The 20,509-nt window shown below is 45.1% G+C and carries 22 protein-coding genes and 2 pseudogenes; 14 read left to right on the top strand and 10 right to left on the bottom strand.

Going from position 1 to position 20,509, the window contains the following annotated elements; translation table 11 throughout:
* Positions 1-18: 18 nt before the first annotated feature.
* Positions 19-81 (bottom strand): annotated as a pseudogene (locus AC4CV5_RS18930) (hypothetical protein); the annotation flags it as partial.
* Positions 53-439, bottom strand: a complete 387-nt coding sequence (locus tag AC4CV5_RS18935; protein ID WP_166854398.1) for a YndM family protein — start codon at positions 437-439, stop codon at positions 53-55. The gene AC4CV5_RS18935 and the pseudogene AC4CV5_RS18930, both read right to left, overlap by 29 nt.
* Positions 440-553: 114 nt before the next feature.
* Here AC4CV5_RS18935 and AC4CV5_RS18940 point away from each other — a divergent pair, with 114 nt between their 5' ends.
* The 7 genes and pseudogenes from AC4CV5_RS18940 to tatC all read left to right on the top strand — a co-directional run bounded on the left by AC4CV5_RS18940 (position 554) and on the right by tatC (position 6,124).
* Positions 554-1,789: a serpin family protein gene (locus tag AC4CV5_RS18940; RefSeq protein ID WP_326222728.1), complete on the top strand. Its 1,236-nt coding sequence runs from the start codon at positions 554-556 to the stop codon at positions 1,787-1,789.
* 81 nt (positions 1,790-1,870) lie between these two features.
* Entirely contained in the window at positions 1,871-2,299 is a 429-nt protein-coding gene (gene cwlJ / locus AC4CV5_RS18945) for a cell wall hydrolase CwlJ (protein ID WP_166854396.1), read from the top strand.
* A gap of 78 nt (positions 2,300-2,377) precedes the next feature.
* A pseudogene (locus tag AC4CV5_RS18950) lies at positions 2,378-3,087 on the top strand (vWA domain-containing protein).
* Positions 3,088-3,166: 79 nt separating this feature from the next.
* Positions 3,167-3,343 carry a hypothetical protein gene (locus AC4CV5_RS18955; protein WP_166854395.1) on the top strand — a complete coding sequence of 59 codons (177 nt, stop codon included), beginning with the start codon at positions 3,167-3,169 and terminating at the stop codon, positions 3,341-3,343.
* A gap of 18 nt (positions 3,344-3,361) precedes the next feature.
* Positions 3,362-5,113 carry an alkaline phosphatase PhoD gene (gene phoD / locus AC4CV5_RS18960; protein ID WP_490923602.1) on the top strand — a complete coding sequence of 584 codons (1,752 nt, stop codon included), beginning with the start codon at positions 3,362-3,364 and terminating at the stop codon, positions 5,111-5,113.
* Positions 5,114-5,125: 12 nt separating this feature from the next.
* Positions 5,126-5,338: a sec-independent protein translocase protein TatAD gene (tatAD, locus tag AC4CV5_RS18965; protein ID WP_166854393.1), complete on the top strand. Its 213-nt coding sequence runs from the start codon at positions 5,126-5,128 to the stop codon at positions 5,336-5,338.
* A gap of 60 nt (positions 5,339-5,398) precedes the next feature.
* Positions 5,399-6,124: a twin-arginine translocase subunit TatC gene (gene tatC / locus AC4CV5_RS18970; protein ID WP_166854392.1), complete on the top strand. Its 726-nt coding sequence runs from the start codon at positions 5,399-5,401 to the stop codon at positions 6,122-6,124.
* Here tatC and pcp read toward each other — a convergent pair.
* Positions 6,121-6,768, bottom strand: a complete 648-nt coding sequence (pcp, locus tag AC4CV5_RS18975) for a pyroglutamyl-peptidase I (RefSeq protein ID WP_166854391.1) — start codon at positions 6,766-6,768, stop codon at positions 6,121-6,123. The two genes, tatC and pcp, sit on opposite strands and share 4 nt — an antisense overlap.
* A 79-nt stretch (positions 6,769-6,847) precedes the next feature.
* On the opposite strand from pcp, the gene AC4CV5_RS18980 reads away from it, so the two are divergent.
* Positions 6,848-7,951, top strand: a complete 1,104-nt coding sequence (locus tag AC4CV5_RS18980) for an aminotransferase class V-fold PLP-dependent enzyme (RefSeq protein WP_490923604.1) — start codon at positions 6,848-6,850, stop codon at positions 7,949-7,951.
* Positions 7,952-7,999: 48 nt separating this feature from the next.
* On the opposite strand, the gene lmr(B) is transcribed toward AC4CV5_RS18980, so the two are convergent.
* The gene (lmr(B), locus tag AC4CV5_RS18985; protein WP_166854389.1) at positions 8,000-9,433 is read right to left on the bottom strand and encodes a lincomycin efflux MFS transporter Lmr(B); all 1,434 of its coding nucleotides are present in this window, start codon (positions 9,431-9,433) and stop codon (positions 8,000-8,002) included.
* Positions 9,434-9,481: 48 nt separating this feature from the next.
* Positions 9,482-10,048, bottom strand: coding sequence for a transcriptional regulator LmrA (gene lmrA / locus AC4CV5_RS18990; protein ID WP_373923982.1), 567 nt, complete (start codon positions 10,046-10,048; stop codon positions 9,482-9,484).
* A gap of 368 nt (positions 10,049-10,416) precedes the next feature.
* Here lmrA and estA point away from each other — a divergent pair, with 368 nt between their 5' ends.
* Complete coding sequence (estA, locus tag AC4CV5_RS18995; RefSeq protein ID WP_166854387.1) at positions 10,417-11,055, top strand: lipase EstA; 639 nt, start codon at positions 10,417-10,419, stop codon at positions 11,053-11,055.
* Between the two features lie 37 nt (positions 11,056-11,092).
* Here the strand turns inward: estA and AC4CV5_RS19000 are convergent, their stop codons facing one another.
* Positions 11,093-11,476 carry an RDD family protein gene (locus AC4CV5_RS19000; protein ID WP_166854743.1) on the bottom strand — a complete coding sequence of 128 codons (384 nt, stop codon included), beginning with the start codon at positions 11,474-11,476 and terminating at the stop codon, positions 11,093-11,095.
* 234 nt (positions 11,477-11,710) lie between these two features.
* Here AC4CV5_RS19000 and AC4CV5_RS19005 point away from each other — a divergent pair, with 234 nt between their 5' ends.
* Complete coding sequence (locus tag AC4CV5_RS19005; protein WP_166854386.1) at positions 11,711-12,787, top strand: helix-turn-helix domain-containing protein; 1,077 nt, start codon at positions 11,711-11,713, stop codon at positions 12,785-12,787.
* 38 nt (positions 12,788-12,825) lie between these two features.
* Here the strand turns inward: AC4CV5_RS19005 and natK are convergent, their stop codons facing one another.
* Positions 12,826-13,782, bottom strand: a complete 957-nt coding sequence (gene natK / locus AC4CV5_RS19010; RefSeq protein ID WP_490923607.1) for a two-component system sensor histidine kinase NatK — start codon at positions 13,780-13,782, stop codon at positions 12,826-12,828.
* Between the two features lie 12 nt (positions 13,783-13,794).
* Positions 13,795-14,496, bottom strand: coding sequence for a two-component system response regulator NatR (gene natR, locus AC4CV5_RS19015; protein ID WP_373923986.1), 702 nt, complete (start codon positions 14,494-14,496; stop codon positions 13,795-13,797).
* Positions 14,497-14,639: 143 nt separating this feature from the next.
* Between natR and natA the strand changes: the two genes are divergently transcribed.
* The 3 genes from natA to AC4CV5_RS19030 all read left to right on the top strand — a co-directional run bounded on the left by natA (position 14,640) and on the right by AC4CV5_RS19030 (position 17,609).
* Complete coding sequence (natA, locus tag AC4CV5_RS19020; RefSeq protein WP_490923608.1) at positions 14,640-15,380, top strand: sodium ABC transporter ATP-binding protein NatA; 741 nt, start codon at positions 14,640-14,642, stop codon at positions 15,378-15,380.
* A complete protein-coding gene (gene natB / locus AC4CV5_RS19025; protein ID WP_063336008.1) occupies positions 15,381-16,541 on the top strand; it encodes a sodium ABC transporter permease NatB in 1,161 nt (386 codons plus the stop codon).
* Positions 16,542-16,676: 135 nt separating this feature from the next.
* Entirely contained in the window at positions 16,677-17,609 is a 933-nt protein-coding gene (locus tag AC4CV5_RS19030) for an aldo/keto reductase (protein WP_490923610.1), read from the top strand.
* Between the two features lie 39 nt (positions 17,610-17,648).
* Here the strand turns inward: AC4CV5_RS19030 and AC4CV5_RS19035 are convergent, their stop codons facing one another.
* Together AC4CV5_RS19035 and AC4CV5_RS19040 are read right to left on the bottom strand one after the other, a co-directional pair.
* Positions 17,649-18,713: a DUF4352 domain-containing protein gene (locus tag AC4CV5_RS19035; RefSeq protein ID WP_490923612.1), complete on the bottom strand. Its 1,065-nt coding sequence runs from the start codon at positions 18,711-18,713 to the stop codon at positions 17,649-17,651.
* A 46-nt stretch (positions 18,714-18,759) separates the two neighbouring features.
* A complete protein-coding gene (locus AC4CV5_RS19040) occupies positions 18,760-18,867 on the bottom strand; it encodes a hypothetical protein (protein WP_119913350.1) in 108 nt (35 codons plus the stop codon).
* A gap of 173 nt (positions 18,868-19,040) precedes the next feature.
* Here AC4CV5_RS19040 and AC4CV5_RS19045 point away from each other — a divergent pair, with 173 nt between their 5' ends.
* On the top strand, positions 19,041-20,456 hold the full coding sequence (locus tag AC4CV5_RS19045; RefSeq protein WP_222143483.1) for a YcdB/YcdC domain-containing protein: 1,416 nt from the start codon (positions 19,041-19,043) through the stop codon (positions 20,454-20,456).
* The last annotated feature ends 53 nt before the right edge of the window (positions 20,457-20,509 follow it).

A 20,509-nucleotide genomic window follows, 5' to 3' on the forward strand; every position in this document is an offset into this window, starting at 1 on the left:
AAAGGCGCCCAATATTCATAAAAGGCCGATGCTGACAGCACCGGCCTATCTATTATGAATCTGTTCTTGTTTCAAGATAATGCTTCTTGCCAATTTCTTTGCTCATCATATAGAAATGGAAGCAATATTCACCGATTGCCATGGCGATCGCGCCGAATAAAGCCGCCAATGCAACCTCACCGCCAGTCATCCCCATAGAAAGCGGCATGCCCATCAGCCAAATGACAAGAAAGGCCAGACCGAAATCAGCTAAGGTCGCAATCATATTGTTCCATCTCGGCAATACATAAAGATCGCCAAGCAAATAAGAAATAATCCCTAACACAAGCGTCATTAAGAGCGTATCACCGAACGTGAAACCAAAGCCCAGACCAAGCACTAGATACAACACAATAATTGTCATAATACCTTTAATCGCGAGCGCTTTCACATGTGTCATTCCAAAGTTCCTCCTTCTGTATTTTGATTTGTTATGTATGATTCCTCAAATGCAAAAAGTTAAACCTTATATTGTGTTTTTTACAGTCCATATAAAGGGGGTGAATGGGTTTTTATGAAAGGAAAGATGTTCACAGTTGTGCTGATGTGTATGCTTTTTGGAGGAGGCTGCAAACCCGCTGAAGAACCGGCATCATCTGCTCAATCACCTTCTCCATCTGACTCTGCAAAAAACAAAGCTTACAATATTCATAAGGGTTTTATTGAAGCGGAGCGTAGATTCGGAACCGAGTTGTTTCAAAATATGTCAGAACAAGACGGGTTAACGGACAACCTGCTGATCTCCCCATACAGCTTGCAGCAGGTGCTGATGATGACTGCAAATGGAACGGAGGGAGATACATTAAAAGAAATCAAAGCTGCTTTATATTTATCGGGCCTTCATGACAGCGCCATAAATGAGTCATCGTTCGCGCTCATGAAAAGATTTGAATCCTTGCCTGAAGGTGAACTGCTGACGGCCAATGCCGTATGGACAAGGATTGAGACCAAGCCAGACTTTAAACAAACGATTAAACAATTCTTCTCGGGCAGAGTCTTTAAAATGGATGACAATATTCAGACCGCAAAGAACTTGATCAATCAATGGACAGCTCACCAAACGAAAGGGCATATTGATGACATCGCGGATCATCTTTCGCCGGAAGCTGTTTCTCTTTTGGTAAACGCCGTCTATTTTCAAGAAAAGTGGGCGCTGCCGTTTGACCAGTATGTGACCGCTGAAGAGCATTTTTTTCTGCCTGACGGCTCGGCCAAAAAACTGCTGCTGATGAAGCAGACTGCACGACTTGCTTACTTAGAAAATGAACTGTTCCAAGCAGTCAAGCTTCCATATGAAGATCAACAACTTACTTTCACTTTATTTCTGCCGAAGAAAAAGCCGGCTTCTTTCATGTCTCTTTTTACAAGTCAAAACATAAAAGCATGGGACAGCGCATTTCAGCCAAAAACAGTGAAGCTGAGCATGCCACGCTTTACACTGAAAGGGCAGTATAACGTAAAACGCGCTCTTCACGATATGGGGATGAAATCGGTCTTTTCCGCTGCTGACTTTTCCAGCATGTTTACTGAAGGGCGCGGTGTTTCAATCGATGATGTGAATCACCACACATTTATCAAGGTGGATGAAGCAGGAACCGAGGCTGCGGCTGCCTCGTCAGTGGAAACTGTTGAGTCCGCACTCACGCCAGATGTTACCTTGATGGCCAACCGCCCATTTTTCTTTGTCATCACAGATGAACAAACATCAAGCCTTTTGTTTTTAGGCTTTGTCGCACATCCAAATGAATAAATTTAAAAACTCACCTGTCCCTCCGTCATCACTTCTGAAGTACTGAAATATGATGAAAGGAGATCAAGGGGAGGTGACGTGATGGCGGTCGTGAGAGCAACGAGTGCGGATGTCGATTTACTGGCAAGGCTGCTCAGAGCGGAAGCGGAAGGCGAAGGCAAGCAGGGGATGCTGCTTGTCGGCAACGTGGGAATCAATCGGCTGCGGGCAAATTGCTCAGATTTTAAAGGCCTCCGCACCATCAGACAGATGATTTTTCAGCCGCACGCGTTTGAGGCTGTAACTCATGGATATTTTTATCAAAGGGCGCGGGATAGCGAGCGGAGCCTGGCACGCCGGTCAATAAACGGTGAAAGACGCTGGCCTGCAAAATTTAGTTTGTGGTACTTCAGGCCGGAGGGAGACTGTCCCTCCCAGTGGTATAACCAGCCGTTTGTGGCCAGATTTAAGTCACACTGCTTTTATCAGCCGACAGCGGAAACGTGTGAAAATGTATATAACACATTTTAGAGACAGGACGCCGTTCAAATTGAACGGTGTTTTTCTTTGAAGAGATATAGAGAAAAAAGAGCTGACGGAGATGACAGAATGGCAACAATTGATTTGCAAAAGATAAAGGTCGTACTGGAAAAAAAGCAATTAACAAAGGTGACGGTTCGTGTCGGACTGGTTCTTGATATCACGGGTTCAATGAGAACCAAAAACGGGACGGTGTGGAGCGGATTTTGGCAGTGGCTGGTCAATTTGATGATAACGGGTTGCTGGATGTATGGGTGTATGATAACGAATTCTCCTGATTAAAGCCAGTTTCTGAAAAAGATTTTTCGGGCTATGTCGATCGTGAAATTTTAAATAATGACCGCTTGCATAAATTCGGCAGAAATGATGAGCCGCCGGTCTTGAAAGATGTGCTGCGTAAATATATTGCGGAGGAACCTAGTTCATATCCCGCTTTCGTCGTTTTTATCAATGACGGAGGCTGTAAAAAGCCGATTAAATCGATTATTGAAGCCTCTTCTGATAAGCCGGTGTTTTGGCAGTTTGTCGGCGTTGGAAACGGAAGCATCGATTTTCTCAATAAGTTGGATACGTTAGAAGGACGTGCTGTTGATAACACGAACTTCCTTCAAATCGAAGAGATTGACAGTATTTCCGATGATAAGCTTTATGACACTCTGCTTACTGAATTTCCATTTTGGCTGAAAGAAGCGAAGAAAAAAGGAATTGTAAGAGAACAAGAGCCTCCTGCTGAAAATCCGAGAAAGAAGGGTTTTTTCAGCAGATTATTTTCGAAATAACTGATAAGGCACTGAGTCATTCTGCGAAATGGCTCGGTGTTTTTGTTTTTTTAAGATCATGTGAAGAAAAATAGTCCGAATGGGCGGCTTGCAAACGACAAGATATGCAGAGAACGCGCCAATTAGCCATCTTTCGGCACGTTTCAGCGGCAGGCTTGTGAGTGAAGACCTGTTTCTGATGTTCAGTGCTTACAATCGGTTCACACTTCTTCACAGCCATTTAACAATGATTTTCTATAATGGAGGCGATCAATGAGAAGAGAGGGGATCTTGAATGGCATACGACAATCGTTTTGATGAATGGGTACAGAAACTGAAAGAGGAAAGCTTTCAAAACAATACGTTTGACCGCCGCAAATTTATTCAAGGAGCGGGGAAGATTGCAGGACTTTCTCTTGGACTGACTATTGCTCAGTCAGTTGGTGCATTTGAAGTAAATGCCGCGCCTAAGTTCACGAGCTATCCGTTTACGTTAGGGGTTGCGTCTGGAGATCCGCTTTCTGACAGTGTCGTGCTGTGGACGCGCTTGGCACCAGATCCGCTGAACGGCGGGGGAATGCCAAATCAGGCGGTGCCTGTCAAATGGGAAGTCGCAAAGGATGAGCATTTCCGCAAGATTGTGAGAAAGGGCACTGAAATGGCCAAGCCGAATCTCGCTCACTCCATTCACGTGGAAGCGGAGGGGCTTGAGCCGAACAAAGTGTACTATTATCGTTTCAAAACCGGACATGAACTAAGCCCTGTCGGAAAAACAAAAACGCTGCCTGCCCCTGGCGCCAATGTGCCGCAAATGACCTTTGCGTTTGCTTCCTGCCAGCAATATGAGCATGGATATTATACGGCCTACAAGCATATGGCGAAGGAAAAGCTTGATCTTGTCTTCCATCTCGGTGATTACATATACGAATACGGTCCCAATGAATATGTCTCAAAAACAGGCAATGTCCGCACGCACAACAGCGCGGAAATCATTACGCTTCAAGACTATCGGAACCGTCATGCCCAATACCGATCTGACGCCAATTTAAAAGCTGCACATGCGGCGTTCCCTTGGGTTGTGACGTGGGATGACCATGAAGTCGAAAACAACTATGCCAATAAAATACCGGAAAAAGGACAGTCGGTTGAAGCATTTGTGCTCCGCCGCGCGGCTGCGTACCAGGCGTACTATGAACATATGCCGCTCCGCATCTCCTCTCTGCCGAATGGTCCGGATATGCAGCTGTACCGGCACTTTACGTACGGAAACCTGGCTTCCTTCAATGTCCTTGATACCCGCCAGTACAGGGATGACCAAGCCAATAACGACGGCAATAAGCCGCCTTCTGATGAATCGCTCAATCCGAATCGGACCCTGTTAGGAAAAGAACAGGAGCAGTGGCTTTTCAACAATTTGAGCAGCTCGACCGCCCACTGGAATGTGCTGGCGCAGCAGATTTTCTTTGCGAAGTGGAATTTTGGGACAAGCGCAAGCCCGATCTACAGCATGGATTCGTGGGACGGCTACCCGGCTCAGCGCGAACGGGTTGTCAATTTCATTAAAAGTAAAAATCTAAATAACGTTGTCGTGCTGACAGGAGATGTACACGCAAGCTGGGCATCAAACCTCCACGTTGATTTTAATAAAACAAGCTCAAAAATTTTCGGGGCTGAATTTGTCGGCACCTCAATCACCTCCGGAGGAAACGGAGCGGATAAGCGAGCGGATACAGATCAAATTTTAAAGGAAAATCCGCATATCAAGTTCTTTAACGATTATCGCGGATATGTCCGCTGTACAGTGACGCCTCACCAGTGGAAAGCTGATTATCGGGTGATGCCGTTTGTGACAGAGCCGGGCGCGGCCGTTTCAACACGGGCTTCATTCGTTTACCAAAAGGATCAAACTGGATTGAGAAAGGTATCATCCACAATGATCCAAGGCGGGGTGAAGCAATCCGATGAAGTCGAAGAGGATCGTTTCTTTGCACACAACAAAGCCCACGAAAAACAAATGATTAAGAAACGGGCAAAAATCACGAATTAAGGAGTGGAAAAAATGTTTTCAAACATTGGTATACCGGGCTTGATTCTAATCTTTGTCATTGCCCTCATTATTTTTGGCCCTTCAAAGCTTCCGGAAATCGGGCGTGCTGCCGGACGGACACTGCTGGAATTTAAAAGCGCCACAAAATCACTTGTGTCTGGTGATGAAAAAGACGAAAAATCAGCTGAGCTGACAGCGGTAAAGCAGGACAAAAACGCGGGCTGAGTGCTGATGAGGCAGACACCGGGTCTGCCTCTTTTTTTATGAAAGGGAGGGCTTTTTTGAATGGATAAAAAAGAAACCCATCTGATCGGGCATTTAGAAGAGCTTCGCCGCCGGATTATCGTGACTCTCGCGGCATTTCTTCTATTTCTCATCACGGCTTTTTTGTTTGTGCAGGATATTTATGACTGGCTGATCAGGGATTTAGACGGAAAGCTGGCTGTGCTTGGCCCGAGTGAAATCCTCTGGGTGTATATGATGCTTGCCGGCATTTGTGCCATTGCGGCTTCCATCCCTGTTGCCGCGTACCAGCTGTGGCGTTTCGTTGCCCCGGCGCTCACGAAAACGGAGCGGAAGGTGACGCTCATGTACATACCCGGGTTATTTGTGTTGTTTTTGGCGGGCATCTCCTTTGGATACTTTGTCTTGTTTCCAATCGTGCTCAGTTTTTTGACTCATTTGTCTTCCGGCCATTTTGAAACAATGTTTACGGCTGACCGCTATTTCAGGTTTATGGTGAATTTGAGCCTGCCGTTTGGCTTTCTGTTTGAAATGCCTTTAGTGGTCATGTTTTTAACAAGGCTGGGCGTCCTAAATCCCTACCGGCTGGCCAAAGCGAGAAAGCTGTCCTATTTTTTGCTGATCGTCGTGTCTGTATTGATTACACCGCCTGATTTCATTTCTGATTTTCTCGTCATGATCCCGCTGCTTGTCCTGTTTGAAGTAAGTGTCACCCTATCGGCGTTTGTATACAAAAAGAGACTGACAAGCGAAACAGCGGCCGCTTAGTGCAGCGTACCGCCCGGTGTCTTCAAATCCTCATCGTATTGTGCGGCCGTAACAGCGGCGATTCTCAATGCTCGGACAATCGTGTCTAAGCTGAGGCTCGGCGCTGTTTTGTCGATTGTTTGCTCTGGAATGAAAGGGATATGAATAAACCCGCCGCGAACGTGGGGGGATGTCCGGCTAATGTGATCCATTAACCCGTAGAACAAGTAGTTGCATACAAATGTGCCCGCTGTATATGAAACTGCGGCTGGAATGCCATTTTCCTTCATTTTCGCAGTCATTCGTTTCACGGGAAGTCCCGTCCAGTAGGCAGCGGGCCCTCTTGGAGAAATCTCTTCATCAATCGGCTGATGTCCTTCATTATCGGGGATGCGCGCGTCTGCAAGATTGATTGCTACCCGTTCTGGCGTGATCTGCATCCGCCCTCCGGCTTGGCCGACACAAATCACGATATCGGGCTGATGCTTCTGAATGGCTTGCCGCAGAGTGTCCAGAGCAGTTCTAAAGACAGTCGGAATTTGTTCTGCTTTAATGATTGCTTCATCCGTCTCTAAGCCATTCAGTTGTTTCGCCGCTTCCCATGATGGATTAACGGTTTCTTTGTCAAAAGGGTCAAAGCCTGTGATCAGCACTTTTTTTCTCATCTTCCCATCTCCTTTTTACTTTTATTCTATTGTTTATTTTTGGGTTTTTCATCAAAATAATAAAAAGGAGTGAATCACAATGGAGCATTTGCCGCAGCAGTATCGCCAGCTGTTCCCAACCGTACAGACACATACGATGCTTGCCAGCTGTTCTCAGAGCGCGTTGGCAGAGCCTGTATCAAAGGCGATTAAAGACTATCATGACAGCCTGCTGCATATGGGGACGAACTGGAATGAAGCGATCGAAAAAACAGAAAGTGCGAGAAACGAGTTTGCAAAGATGATAGGGGCTGAACCGGATGAAATTGCAATTGTGCCGTCAGTTTCTGATGCGCTCATTTCCGTAGCATCATCTTTATCTGTTTTTGGAAAGAAGCATATTGTGTATACAGAGATGGATTTTCCGGCGGTGTCTCATGTTTGGCAGGCACAATCGGATTATACCGTATCCGTCATTCCATCGATAGACGGCGGGCTGCCGCTCGAACAGTATGAAACGCATATTACAGATGAAACAGTGCTGACGTGTGTTCCGCACGTTCATTATCGTGACGGCTTTGTTCAGGATGTAAAAGCAATCGCTGAAATTGCTAAGAGAAAGGGTTCTTTTTTATTTGTGGATGCCTATCAGTCAGCGGGGCACATTCCCATTGATGTGAAGGCGTGGGGTGTAGATATGCTGGCGGCTGGCACCCGGAAGTATTTGCTTGGCATACCGGGAATGGCATTTCTTTATGTGAGAAAGGAGGTCGCGGATGCACTGAAACCGAAAGCATCAGCTTGGTTCGGGCGGGAGAGCGGATTTGATGCAGCTTATGCGAAAGGCACGCGGCGTTTTCAAACAGGCACCCCTGCTTTTATCAGTGTATACGCAGCGGCAGCGGCCTTATCATTGCTGAATCATATCGGGGTTTCTCATATCCGGGATCATGTGAAAACGATCTGTGCCGATGCATGTCAATATGCTGCTGAAAAAGGCTTGCAGCTGGCGGCATCAGTGGGAGAGCAACCGGGCATGGTTGCGATCCGGGATGAGCGGGCATCGGAAACGGCGGCGCTGCTGAAGAAGAGAAAAGTGATTTGCGCGCCGCGGGACACTGTCATTCGTCTCGCTCCTCACTTTTATAACACGAAGGATGAATTGCGTCATGCGATTGATGAAATCGCGTCGAAAACGCTCTGAATGTAAACATACAAAAGCCCCTGAACACAAGGTCAGGGGCTTTTCATATTAATGATCTACCTTAACTCGCTTCAAGAAGAAAGCGCCAATTAAACCGATAACAGCAACAATCATCGCAAACACAAACGCGTGCTGCACGCCCGCAGTCAAAGCCTGCGGGATGACTGCCGGATCGGCAGGGTTTTTGACTGTGCTCATATAATCATGCTGGCCTGCAGCCATAATGCTGACCGCAACCGCTGTTCCGATAGCGCCCGCCATTTGCTGCAGCGTGTTCATAATAGCGGTGCCGTCAGGATAAAACTCTCGCGGCAGCTGGTTTAAACCGTTTGTCTGCGCCGGCATCATAATCATAGATATCCCGATCATTAAGCAGGTGTGCAGGATGATAATCAGCACAGCCGTTGAAGTGGTCGTGATGTTTGAGAAGAGCCAAAGGACAACAGTAACAATCACAAATCCCGGAATGACAAGCCATTTTGGTCCGTATTTGTCGAACAGACGGCCTGTAACAGGGGACATAAAGCCGTTTAAAATGCCGCCCGGCAAGAGAATAAGGCCAGAAGCAAATGCCGTCAGGACTAAGCCGCCTTGCAGATACATCGGCAGAAGCAGCATAGATGACAGGATGACCATCATGCAAATGAATACCATAATAACACCCAAAATAAACATCGGATATTTGAACGCACGCAGGTTCATCATCGGCTGCTTCATCGTCAGCTGGCGGATTGAAAATAGGATAAGACCGACAACCCCGACAATCAGTGAGACGATCACAGTCGGACTGGACCATCCGCCGGAGCCTTCACCCGCGTTGCTGAATCCGAACACAATGCCGCCGAAGCCAATCGTCGACAGGATGATAGACAATACATCGATTTTCGGCTTTGTAATGTCTGATACATTTTGCATGTATGCGATACCGAAAACAAGCGCCAGCACAAGGAACGGAAGAGAGATCCAGAAAATCCAGTGCCAGTTGAGATGCTCCAGAACCAATCCGGAGAAAGTCGGGCCGATAGCGGGCGCGAACATAATGACAAGCCCGATCGTTCCCATCGCCGCGCCCCGTTTATGAGGCGGGAAAATTACCAAGATTGTGTTAAACATCAGCGGCAGTAAAAGACCGGTTCCGAGTGCCTGAACAACCCTTGCCGCTAATAAAAACGGGAAGCTTGGCGCAAGCGCCGCAATCAAGGTTCCTATAATTGAAAAGATAAGTGAAACGGTAAAAAGCTGTCTTGTTGTGAACCATTGTAATAGCAGTCCTGATACAGGAACGAGGATACCGAGTACAAGCAGGTAGCCCGTCGTCAACCATTGAACGGTTGCCGCTGTAATGTTCAATTCCTTCATAAGATCGGTTAAAGCGATATTCAGCGCTGTTTCACTGAACATGCCGATAAAACCGGCCAACAGCAAGGAAATCATAATCGGCATCACTTTGTATTGCTGAGATGCTTTAGCTGCTGTTTCCAAAAAACATTTCCCCTCTCTATTCGAACGTAGTATAAGTATGTCTTATTTTTATCTCTTCAGCAGGTCAGGAATGCAGCTGGAGATATGAAGGAGCGGTGTGCTGTTTTTTGCCGTCAAAGATAAAAGAATACCGCCTTCAATCATGGCGTTAATCACAGTGCTGACTTCCTTAGCATGGCTTTCGCTGCAGCCTGTTTGCCGAAGCTTTTCCTCATACACAGAGGCCCACTCTTTGTAGGCTTCATGGCAGGCTTCCCGCAACGGTTCGCTTTCCAATGACGTCTCAGCCGCAAGCAAGCCGACAGGCAAGCCTTCAATGTCTTCCGTGCATGAAAATTGACAGGAAAGCTCCTTCAAAAAGGCTTGAATGCCTTCCGCTGGATCGGTGTAAGCTTTCATGCAGTCCGTAATTTTCTGGCGGATATATTCCTTCATCTCATTCACCGCTTCGATCGCCAGCTGTTCTTTGCCGCCGGGAAAGTGGTAGTAAAGAGAGCCTTTAGGCGCGCCGCTTTCCTTAATAATCTGGTTCAGCCCCGTTCCGTAATACCCTTGCAGCTGAAACAGCCTGGTCGCAGCTGAAAGAATTTTCTCACGGGAATCTCCATAACTCATAACATTCCCACCTTACTGAATTGCAATCAAAAATATAGTGACTGGTCTATTATCTTGATTCACTCATCAATTGTCAAGAAAAATTCATTGCATGAAAAGACAAAAAAGAAGTATATTACAACGAAAAAAGCCGTAAGTAGACAGATGCTCGTGCTCACCAAAACAGACGATCCTCAAAAAATCCAGGCCTATTTCAATGAGTATTAAAGAAAAGAAGGCAAATAAGCCTTCTTTTTTTGCAATTTTAGGACCAAAAATCCCCTCCGAACCTTAAAATCTCTTTAAAAATAAGTAAAAATTACCCTTTACTTAATTAATTTGGTAACGTAATATAATTGAAGAATTTGTTACAAAAAAAGGAGGATATTATGAAATTTGTAAAAAGTAAGTTCATTGCACTTGTAACAATTTTGGTGCTGTCAGTCACATCGCTGTTTGCGATGCAGCCGTCAGCAAAAGCTGCTGAACACAATCCGGTTGTTATGGTACACGGTATTGGAGGAGCATCATACAATTTTGCAGGTATTAAGAGCTATCTCGTATCTCAGGGCTGGTCGCGGGACAAGCTGTATGCAGTTGATTTTTGGGACAAGACAGGCACGAATTATAATAATGGCCCGGTATTATCACGATTTGTGCAAAAGGTTTTAGATGAAACAGGTGCGAAAAAAGTGGATATTGTTGCTCATAGCATGGGTGGCGCGAACACACTTTACTACATAAAAAATTTGGACGGCGGAAATAAAATTGAAAACGTCGTAACGCTTGGCGGCGCGAATCGTTTGGTGACAAACAAGGCGCTTCCAGGAACAGATCCAAACCAAAAGATTTTATACACATCCGTTTACAGCAGTGCCGATATGATTGTCATGAATTATTTATCAAAATTAGACGGTGCTAAAAACGTTCAAATTCATGGTGTTGGCCACATCGGTTTATTGATGAACAGCCAAGTCAACAGCCTGATTAAAGAAGGACTGAACGGCGGAGGCCAAAATACGAACTAACGAGATGCATAACCTTGAAGAATTCTATTCTTCAAGGTTATTCTGCTTTTAGCACAATTGTTTTCGCAGCCATATCATGAACGGTTTGTTTTTTCTTCGTAAATGCGGCTGTCAAATAGATCAGGCGAGAGAACACATGCACCCACGCTATCATGTAACGGACAATGGCCTGTGGAAGGGATATTCTTTCGTATGTTTCGTCTCTCACGATTTGCAGCCCAATGATTTTTTTGCCCAGTGTACCCTTCCAGTTTGTCAGCGGCATCAGCAAAGGATACACAAGCAGCATTATTATGGCGACAACAATGACGCCGGCGGACCCGTCACCAAACGTAAATCCGGCTGCCAAAATCACTGCTGCGGCAATGACCACATCAAGTAGTAGGGCGCAGGCGCGCAACATAAAACCAGCTAGTTCCAACATAAACACTCCTTAAAATTTTAGATAAATACCTAATGATTGTAAAAAAGAAGGGCCTAAAGTGGGAATAGGTTATAAGTCTTAAATCACAAAAGTTGGTGTAAATGTCATAGGTAAATTGGCATAATCAGCCAGCTTATCATATTACCAAATTCTTTTTTATCCCGAAACCAAGCCCTCAGAAGTTATTTTTGTTAAAATAGAAAAGTTACAAAAGAATTCGGAGGGTTTATTGTGGGAAAAGTGAAACGAAATGCCCCTTGCCCATGTGGCAGCGGCAAGAAATATAAAAAATGCTGCGGAAGTAAAGTTGTCGATTTCCCGACAGAACTAGCGGCAAAAGAAGCAAAACAAATTCAGGAAGACTTAGTGGAGTATGCCTTCACAGTACATAGAGAAAGTATTTCAGGCTTTATCAACCAGCATGATTTCCTTTCTGCTATGGACAGACAGACGAAAGACATTAGCGTATTTAACTTAGGAATCTGGGGAATCTTCTTCCATCAGCTTGCTGGTGAAAAGACAATCTTCGAAGAGTACCTTCAGAAAAAAGGCGATTCAATCACTCGTCCGAAAACGCGTGAGATCGTTGAATCATGGAAGAGCATGACGCCTGCTTTATTGCTGTTGCAGGACATAAAAGAAGGTGTCATTCACTTTGAGGATGTTATTACGACAAAACAATTCGAAGTGGAAATGGACGCCAACAATCAAGACCTCCCGCCAGTGGGGAGCCTGATTCTCGGATATCCAATCCACGAAGCAGAAAAAGCAGAATTCTTCATGCAGTTCACGATCTTCCCGGTGAAGAGAACGGAAGCGCTGATCAGCAAAGTGAAGAAATATGCGGATGCCGCTGTGAAGAACGGCAAAACGCCGGAAGACTTCATGAAGCAAGAATTCAACAACGTTCTGTTCGCGCTGTTAGCGGAGAAAGATGAAGAGCCGCAAGCAGAGGCAGCTGAAGAAAGCAGTGTTGAGTGGGCAAATGACATGGAGAAAGAAACAGCTGCGGCTATTGAAGAAGGCATGAGCGGAGATGAGTATCCGACTGAATTGATTCCGGCTGTCATTGACATTTGGAAAACATTCTGTGAGAAAAAATCACCTGTTATCAGAAAACCGGAAGCTTTTGCTGCGGCAGTTGAATATTATGTGAATGCGATTTCTCTTAACGGCGCGTCCGTTTCTCAAGCCAAACTGGCGAAAAAATACGGCGTCAGCGCCTCAACAATTTCCAGCCGTTACAAAGAAATTGAAAGCACGTTGCAAGACGAAGCGGATCGTTTTGCACAAACATTATCCTCATAATGAAAAAAACCTTGAAAAGCCTGGCTTTTCAAGGTTTTTTATTTTTGAAACGGAATTTTGATTTCTAACCGGAAGACGGGGTGGCGGTAGGTAAAATCCAGCCTGCCAAAAGCGCTCTTCACCAGTTTTTGAATGATAAACGTGCCCATGCCTTCATGAGCGCCGCCTTTCGTTGAACGGCCAAACGATTGATACAGTGTATCGAGCACTTTTGGATCCATGCCGGGCGTGCTGTTTTCACAAATCAGCACATAAAGCCCGTTGCGCAGCGAAGTTTCCAGCTTAATCTCCGCTTTTTCTCGGGCTTCCTCCGCGCTGTCGAGCGCATTTTCTAATATGTTGCCGACCAAGCTGACCTGATCAGCGGGTGAAAACGGAAGTGAAGAAAGCGGTGTATGCATATGCAGCGAAACCTTCACACCTGAAGCATGTGCTTTTTCAAGAAAATCATAAAGCACTCCTGCAACGTACGCATTCTCTCCCTTCAAAAAACGGTCATATTGACTGTATTCATCCGCCCAGTTTTGAATATATGCTTGTGTATCTGCCTTGGACTGCGCTGAACGGATCGCTGTCAGATGCTTCATTGTATCGTGATTCCGGCTTCTGACATCCATCAGCATTCGATTAGCGTGCTGTTCAGCCTGAGTCAGCTTATCAATTTGATCAGAAAGCCTTGCCTGCAAAGCAGACTGTCCGATACGGAGCCCTTCACACGCTGCATATATCACGATCGCAAACAATGCTAGCAGTATGTCAGAGCCAACCAGCACCGCCGCCGCTGACATCACTTGAATCACGCCAATCCATGTACAAAGCTGGAGGGAACAGCGGTCCCACATCTGCTTCGTTTTCCATAGGTACAACCCTGCTGCCGCCGTGCCTAAAGCAGCGGCGAGAAAAGAGACGGCTGTACTGTGCGAAAGAGCAGCAGCCCCCTGATAAAATATAAAACTAAATAAAAACAGACAAAGACATTGAAAAAGGGTAATCACGTACTAAACTCCTCAAAAATAGTAGTTTTGAAAATAATCAAGCTGCTGCTTGGTGATCATCGCTTTTTTAGACGTTCCCTCAAAGGAAACTGTAAATGAATGCTTGGTATAAGCGGAAAAGTGCTTTATGTAATGAATGTTGATAATAAAGGAACGGTGCGAACGGAGAAAATCCTTCTCCGGCAGGTCGCCTTTAATATCATTTAATGTTTGATACGTCTGCACCTCTTCGGCAGTTGTCACAATCGTCGTCGAACGTCCCGTCCGTTCTGCGAAAATGATATCCTTCTTTTGCAGCACGTGCATTTCAGATTTTTGCTTAATCAATATCCGCCCATTCAAATTCGTTTCCGTTTTCTTTTTCAAATAACGGTCGAAGGAAGCGTTCAGCCGGTCGGCATGGTACGGCTTCATAATATAATCATGAACGTTCAGGTCAAAGGCATGAACGGCATATCCGCCGTTGCCGGTGACGAAAATCACATCCACATCAAGCGAATGGGATCTGATCAAATCAGCAAGCTCATAACCAGACATATGAGGCATCTCGATATCGGCAAGCAGCAGATCAATGTCACCGTTCTTCACCCGGCTGTAGGCTTCCTCCGCTGAATCGGTGGAAAAGACAATTTCGACATCCTGCATTCTGGACACGATCGCTTCCAGCTTCTCTAAATCTACTCGATAATCATCGACAAGTCCGATTTTTACCATTATCATTCCCCTAGTTACATAGAATCATCTTTATTCTATCCCATTTCGCGACATAAAAAGAACTCTTCGCGACAACTTTATCCAACAAATCCAGCATTTCGTATATAGTCATTACTAGAAATAACGAAAAGGGAGATTGTGACATGATTACACTGACCGATTGCAGCCGCAGGTTTCATGATAAGAAAAAGGTAGTCAAAGCGGTGCGAGATGTAAGCTTAACAATTCAAAAAGGAGAAGTCGTCGGCATTCTCGGAGAAAACGGTGCCGGCAAAACCACGATGCTGAGAATGATTGCTGCCTTGCTTGAACCGTCAGAGGGTGCAGTCACAGTAGCCGGCTTTGATACGGTCAAGCAGCCGGCCGAGGTCAAAAAAAGAATCGGCGTCTTATTCGGAGGAGAAACCGGACTTTACGACAGGATGACCGCTAAAGAAAATCTGCAATATTTCGGCAAACTGTACGGGCTGAACCGCCATGAGATCAAAGCAAGAATAGAAGATTTATCAAAACGATTCGGCATGCGTGATTATATGAACCGCAGAGTAGGCGGGTTCTCGAAAGGCATGAGGCAGAAAGTCGCCATCGCCAGAGCGCTGATTCACGATCCGGACATCATTTTATTTGATGAGCCGACAACAGGGCTTGATATTACATCCAGCAACATCTTCCGCGAATTTATTCAGCAGCTGAAAAAAGAACAAAAAACCATTCTATTCTCCAGCCACATTATGGAGGAAGTGCAGGCGCTCTGTGACAGTGTCATCATGATTCACAGCGGAGAGGTGATTTACCGGGGGGCGCTTGAATCCCTATACGAGAGCGAGCGCAGTGAGGATTTGAATTATATCTTTATGTCTAAGCTTGTCAGGGGGATTTCTTAAATGCTGAGCCATATTTATAAAAAAGAAATGATCGACGCTTTGCGCGACAGAAAAACGATTTTACTCACAATCTTAGTGCCGATGATTATGATGCTTGGACTTGTCTTCTTTTATGAAAGCATGCTGTCCGACAAAGGGGAGCAGTACACGCTGGCTGTCGGCCATTCGCTTCCGCCCGCACTGGAAAGCAAGCTTAATGAGATTGACGAAATCAGCGTAAAAACATTTGCAAAGCCTGAAGAGGCAGTTGATGAAGGAAAAGCAGATGCCTATCTGAACGTCCCGAAAGAGTTCGACTCATATGTCAACAGCATGACACCTTTTAAGGTTGATGTTTACGGCAATTCAATCGATCAAGGGTCTTCAAATGCCATGCAGCTTGTGCAGTCTGCCTTAGATCAGTACAAAAATGAAATTGTGCAGCAACGTTTAACAAATAAGCATATTGATCAATCGGTGATCCAGCCGTTTACGATTCAGCAAAAGGAAGCGGATGAGGAGAAAGGGACTTCCGCTATTATGCTTTCCGCCATTCTGCCCATGCTGATTCTGACTTCCATTGTTTCCGGCGCAATGCCGATCGCTCTTGATATCATGGCCGGTGAAAAGGATCGGAAGTCAATCGAGGCGCTGCTATTAACGCCAGTCAGCAGAAACAAAATGCTGGTCGGCAAGTGGCTTGCGGTTTCCACTTTTGGCGTGGCTTCAGGTGTATTGGCTTTGGTGTTTTTGATTTTGTCCACCGTGTTATTTACCGAGAATTTAAAAACGGCCTTCCAGCTGGGAGATCATATGTGGAGTGTAATCGGCGCTTCAGCGCTAATCATTGTGCTCTCTGCATTGCTGATCTCTGCGATGGAGCTTTTCATCAGCATCATGTCCAGCTCGGTAAAAGAAGCGCAAAGTTATATGTCTCTCGTCGTCTTTCTGCCTGTGTTCCCGATGTTTTTCATCTTCAGCAAGGCACCGAACCAATTTGATTTATCATACTTTCTCATCCCGTTTCTGAACCTGCATGCGTTATTTAAACAGCTTTTATTCGGGATGGTTGACCCGGCTGCCATTTTGTCTACGTCAGGAACCATCGCCGTGCTCATCGCCATCTTCTTTTTACTAGCCAGAGCCTGCTTCCTGAAAGACAAATGGGTTCTTCCAAAATAAACTTGCAAAAGGAGAAATACACTTTCTCCTTTTTGTATATCCTGAAAAAAGAAGGAAAATAGAAAAAGGATATCTAATACAAAAAGTGACCCTGCACTATTTTTCATCAAAATTGGTTTCAAAGGAGAAGGAACAATGGATCAAACACGTACACTCGGCAAAACGAAGCTGAAGGTGAAGCGGATCGGATTCGGCGCGAATGCGGTCGGCGGGCATAATCTATTTCCAAATCTAAATGATGAAACAGGGAAGGATTTAGTGCGCACGGCATTGGATGGCGGCGTCAATTTTATCGATACCGCCTTTATATATGGATTGGGGCGATCTGAAGAATTAATCGGCGAAGTCTTACAGGAACGCAGCGTGCGGAATGAGCTCATCATCGCCACCAAAGGAGCTCATAAAGAAGTGGACGGCAGCATTGAATTAGACAATAGCCGGGAGTTTCTTCGCAGCGAGGTCGAGAAGAGCCTGAAGAGGCTGAAAACAGATTACATTGATTTGTATTATGTTCATTTCCCGGATGGAAAAACGCCTCTCGCTGAAGTGGCAGGCACGCTGAAGGAGCTGAAGGATGAGGGGAAAATCAAAGCAATCGGTGCTTCTAACCTCGACTATCAGCAATTGCAGGATTTTAATGCAGACGGCTATTTGGAGGTCTTCCAGGCAGAATACTCTCTGATTCAGCGTGATGCCGAGAAGGAGCTGCTTCCGTACTGTGAAACACACGGCATTTCCTTTATTCCTTATTTTCCGCTCGCATCCGGACTGCTGACAGGAAAATTCACGAAAGACACGGTCTTCGAGGACTTCAGAAAGGATAAGCCGCAATTTCAGGGAGAAGCGTTTATTCACAATCTCAAAAAAGTAGATAAGCTGAAAGCGGTAGCGGAGGAAAAACAAGCGGAGACGGCACATGTCGCCTTAGCGTGGCTGTTAACGAGACCGGCGATAGACGCTATCATTCCAGGCGCTAAGCGTCCTGAGCAATTAAAAGATAACCTGAAAACCTTGAACATTGAACTGACTGAAGATGAGGTAAACTTTATCAGCGGGATCTTCACATAAAAAAGGAAATAGCCTTGGAGGCTATTTCCTTTTGGTGTTTTATTCTTTGATGAATGCTTCAACTAATTCTGCTGCTCTGTAGTCGTCCATATCAAGCTGCCATTGGTCGATGTCATTTTTCTTCATTTTCACTTCAACTGTTTTTTCAGAAGAAGCAGGTCCGAGCTTTTTGAATTCCTCAGGATATACTTGAAGCGCGTATTTCACAGCATCTTCATAGCTTGCGCCGGCATTTTTGCTGTAGTAGTCTTTCACTTTGTCTTCGATACGGTCTGAAAGAGAAGATGCATCTACAGGTTTAACTGTGGCTTCAACAATTGCTTCGTCTTTAGAGATTGAAGTCGTTTTTGCCTGAATGGAAGAGTTTTTGCTTAATCCCTCTTTAATGCCGTTCACGATATTATCAAGCGCTTTGCTGTCCGCATATGTGCTGGAAAGGCCGGAAGCTGAGAGATAACCGTCTTTGGCTGATTCATTAAAATCATTTACAATTTCATTTTTGTTAGCACCGGTGATTTTTTCGAAATCGGCGTTATCTTTGCCGAAAAGAAGGACATCAACATAAGCTGATAACGCTTTTGCAGAATCTTGGAGCTTATCTGCTGTCGCAAGGATTTTTTTGTCTTTTCCGTCAATTTTGAAAGTAACTGATTTTGGCTTTTTATCACCGTAAGATTCCGGCGTATAGTTAAGCTCGTATTTCTCGCCTTTATCTACAACAAAGAAGAGGCTTCCTTCAACTGATTTGTCAGCGTTAATCGTGCTGCTGCGCAGCTTTTCGTTATAGTCTTCAGGATCTGTGTCAGACATCTTAGCATCCTCTTGATACAAAGTGAAATCCATACTGTCTACATTCAGTGGTTCTTTTCCTGTGTTTTTCACAGCGACATTGACTTTTAACACAAGCTGGTCATCTGAAGTGGACTTATCATATTTGGACGGTAGTGTATAAGAGACATCCTTGATTTTGACTTGAGCTATATCTGAGCTTTTTTCTGTTTCTGAATTTTTCTTCTCCGCGTTTGTTTTGCTTCCTGAACAAGCAGCTGTAAACATCATCAGCAGAAGAATAAGGAAAACAGCGTACGTTTTTTTCTGAAACATTCATTTTTCCTCCTCAAATGGTTTAGGAAAGGGGAGTCTTTTGTCTTTAAGAAATGGATCTTTTTGAATGGATTAGCATCATATAACCAAAAAAATCAGTTCTTTTCTCACGGTTTTCACCGGATTTTCTGGAAACTCCGCCCTTCTTTGTCATGAATGGACCTATAAAAAGTTACAACGGAATTAATTTTAAGATTATTAGCTTTCATATTGAATAGGTTCATCATCCTATTTTTGGTGAAAAATGTTCTGGAAAAACTGGTAAACTCAGAAATTTGTGTATTTTAGACTATTACTTTTTGATTAGGTGAAGAGGACATAAGAACGATGAAAGGGGTTGTCTTGGTGAAGAAAGAGGAACGAAAACAAAAAGCACTGGAAATCGGCCGGGTTCCGGAACACTTAAAACTGGAAATTGAAGATTATGGCGATAATGAGAAAAGAACCTATTTTTGTTGGATAGATCCTCAGGATGAACACATCGGCATTATCGTGGAACTTGATCCGGACGGGCAGCTTACGTCCCTTTCCCGTGATATTGAGCCTGAGAGCAAAAAAAGGCTGTCTGAAGAGCAATTAGAGAATAGCATGCGCCAATTTGTCGAGACTCATTATCCCGGAGCGCTCTCTGCCTTTGTCCGTGATGAAAATGACTGTACCTCCGGCGATAAAGTGAGATTTTCATATGTTCAAATAGAGGACGGTCTTCCTCTTCCCATGAGCGGATTTATGGCGGATATCACCTTATCAGGCGAGATCATTTACTTCCGCTATTACGGGAAAGCGGGCAGCATCATCAAACCAAAGCGGATCGCGAATGATGAGGAGGCACTTGCCTTTATCAAGAAGGATGTGGAGTTCAACCTATTGTTTGAAGTTCTCAATCGTTCTGTTTACAAAAACGGGGACGGTCAGCCGCATTTGGTGTATGAGCCTGAATGTAGGGCCATTACTGTACCTGCAGATTTGGTCCAAGAAGAAAAAGAATTTGTTGATGACGATGACAGGGAGCCGGAAAGCTTTCCTCTCCCTTTATTCGAAGGCATTCACGAAAAGGCTGATCTTGGCAGTATGATTGGACTCGAAAAAGGGTTTGTCAAAGAGCGGGAAGCGGACTTGGGAGACGGGAGAATTGGGACCGTTTGGCGGAATCCGGATGATCCCGTGTATCAGCCGGCTGATAAGAGCATGGACAGCTGGTTCAAAGGGCGGGTCCATCAAGCGTTGAAAACCATCCATAACAAAGAAACCGGAAAACTCGAAGGCGTTATGTCATTTATGGAGAAAAAAGGGCCGTTAACAGTAACTGAGGCAGAGTGCGAAAAAATTGCGCTTCGTTTCTTGTTTGCTTTATTTCCGAATGCCGATCAATATTTTAAGATCAGGTACGATGAACCGGATGAAGAAGAAAACGCAGTCGCTGGTTTTACATTCGAAGCACACTGTCACGGGGTTCCGCTTCGGTTTGGTCAGATTAGAATTTGCGTCAGCCGCCAGACAGGGCACATTACCGTTTATATGGCGCCGGATATTGACCCAAAGGAGCTGGAAGCCATTCATCCGGTTCCGGCTATTTCAGCAGAACAAGCGAAGTCTATCTTGTGGCAGCATTTTAACGTTGAGCTAAGCTGGGAGAGAGAATACCGCGATGATGAAGAACACAGCTACAGGCTCGTCTATAAGCCGGTGTATCCGCGTTTTATCGAAGCCCATACAGGAGAGCCGGTTTTCAGTTTATGGTAAAACAGCCAAAAGTCACGCAATTGCTGCAGATGTATAAGGTGAGATGTGATGAA

Source organism: Bacillus sp. NS1 (assembly GCF_058248265.1).

What these genes read in the sequence shown, in the direction of transcription:
- natB (WP_063336008.1), top strand. Translation starts at nt 15,381, where the DNA reads ATGCTGAGCCATATTTATAAAAAAGAAATGATCGACGCTTTGCGCGAC.
- AC4CV5_RS19045 (WP_222143483.1), top strand. Translation starts at nt 19,041, where the DNA reads ATGAAAGGGGTTGTCTTGGTGAAGAAAGAGGAACGAAAACAAAAAGCA.
- AC4CV5_RS18980 (WP_490923604.1), top strand. Translation starts at nt 6,848, where the DNA reads ATGGAGCATTTGCCGCAGCAGTATCGCCAGCTGTTCCCAACCGTACAG.
- estA (WP_166854387.1), top strand. Translation starts at nt 10,417, where the DNA reads ATGAAATTTGTAAAAAGTAAGTTCATTGCACTTGTAACAATTTTGGTG.
- AC4CV5_RS18935 (WP_166854398.1), bottom strand. Translation starts at nt 439, where the DNA reads ATGACACATGTGAAAGCGCTCGCGATTAAAGGTATTATGACAATTATT.
- AC4CV5_RS19040 (WP_119913350.1), bottom strand. Translation starts at nt 18,867, where the DNA reads ATGACAAAGAAGGGCGGAGTTTCCAGAAAATCCGGTGAAAACCGTGAG.
- pcp (WP_166854391.1), bottom strand. Translation starts at nt 6,768, where the DNA reads ATGAGAAAAAAAGTGCTGATCACAGGCTTTGACCCTTTTGACAAAGAA.
- AC4CV5_RS19035 (WP_490923612.1), bottom strand. Translation starts at nt 18,713, where the DNA reads ATGTTTCAGAAAAAAACGTACGCTGTTTTCCTTATTCTTCTGCTGATG.
- cwlJ (WP_166854396.1), top strand. Translation starts at nt 1,871, where the DNA reads ATGGCGGTCGTGAGAGCAACGAGTGCGGATGTCGATTTACTGGCAAGG.
- tatC (WP_166854392.1), top strand. Translation starts at nt 5,399, where the DNA reads ATGGATAAAAAAGAAACCCATCTGATCGGGCATTTAGAAGAGCTTCGC.
- natA (WP_490923608.1), top strand. Translation starts at nt 14,640, where the DNA reads ATGATTACACTGACCGATTGCAGCCGCAGGTTTCATGATAAGAAAAAG.
- AC4CV5_RS18955 (WP_166854395.1), top strand. Translation starts at nt 3,167, where the DNA reads ATGGGCGGCTTGCAAACGACAAGATATGCAGAGAACGCGCCAATTAGC.
- AC4CV5_RS18940 (WP_326222728.1), top strand. Translation starts at nt 554, where the DNA reads ATGAAAGGAAAGATGTTCACAGTTGTGCTGATGTGTATGCTTTTTGGA.
- AC4CV5_RS19030 (WP_490923610.1), top strand. Translation starts at nt 16,677, where the DNA reads ATGGATCAAACACGTACACTCGGCAAAACGAAGCTGAAGGTGAAGCGG.
- tatAD (WP_166854393.1), top strand. Translation starts at nt 5,126, where the DNA reads ATGTTTTCAAACATTGGTATACCGGGCTTGATTCTAATCTTTGTCATT.
- phoD (WP_490923602.1), top strand. Translation starts at nt 3,362, where the DNA reads ATGGCATACGACAATCGTTTTGATGAATGGGTACAGAAACTGAAAGAG.
- lmrA (WP_373923982.1), bottom strand. Translation starts at nt 10,048, where the DNA reads ATGAGTTATGGAGATTCCCGTGAGAAAATTCTTTCAGCTGCGACCAGG.
- natR (WP_373923986.1), bottom strand. Translation starts at nt 14,496, where the DNA reads ATGGTAAAAATCGGACTTGTCGATGATTATCGAGTAGATTTAGAGAAG.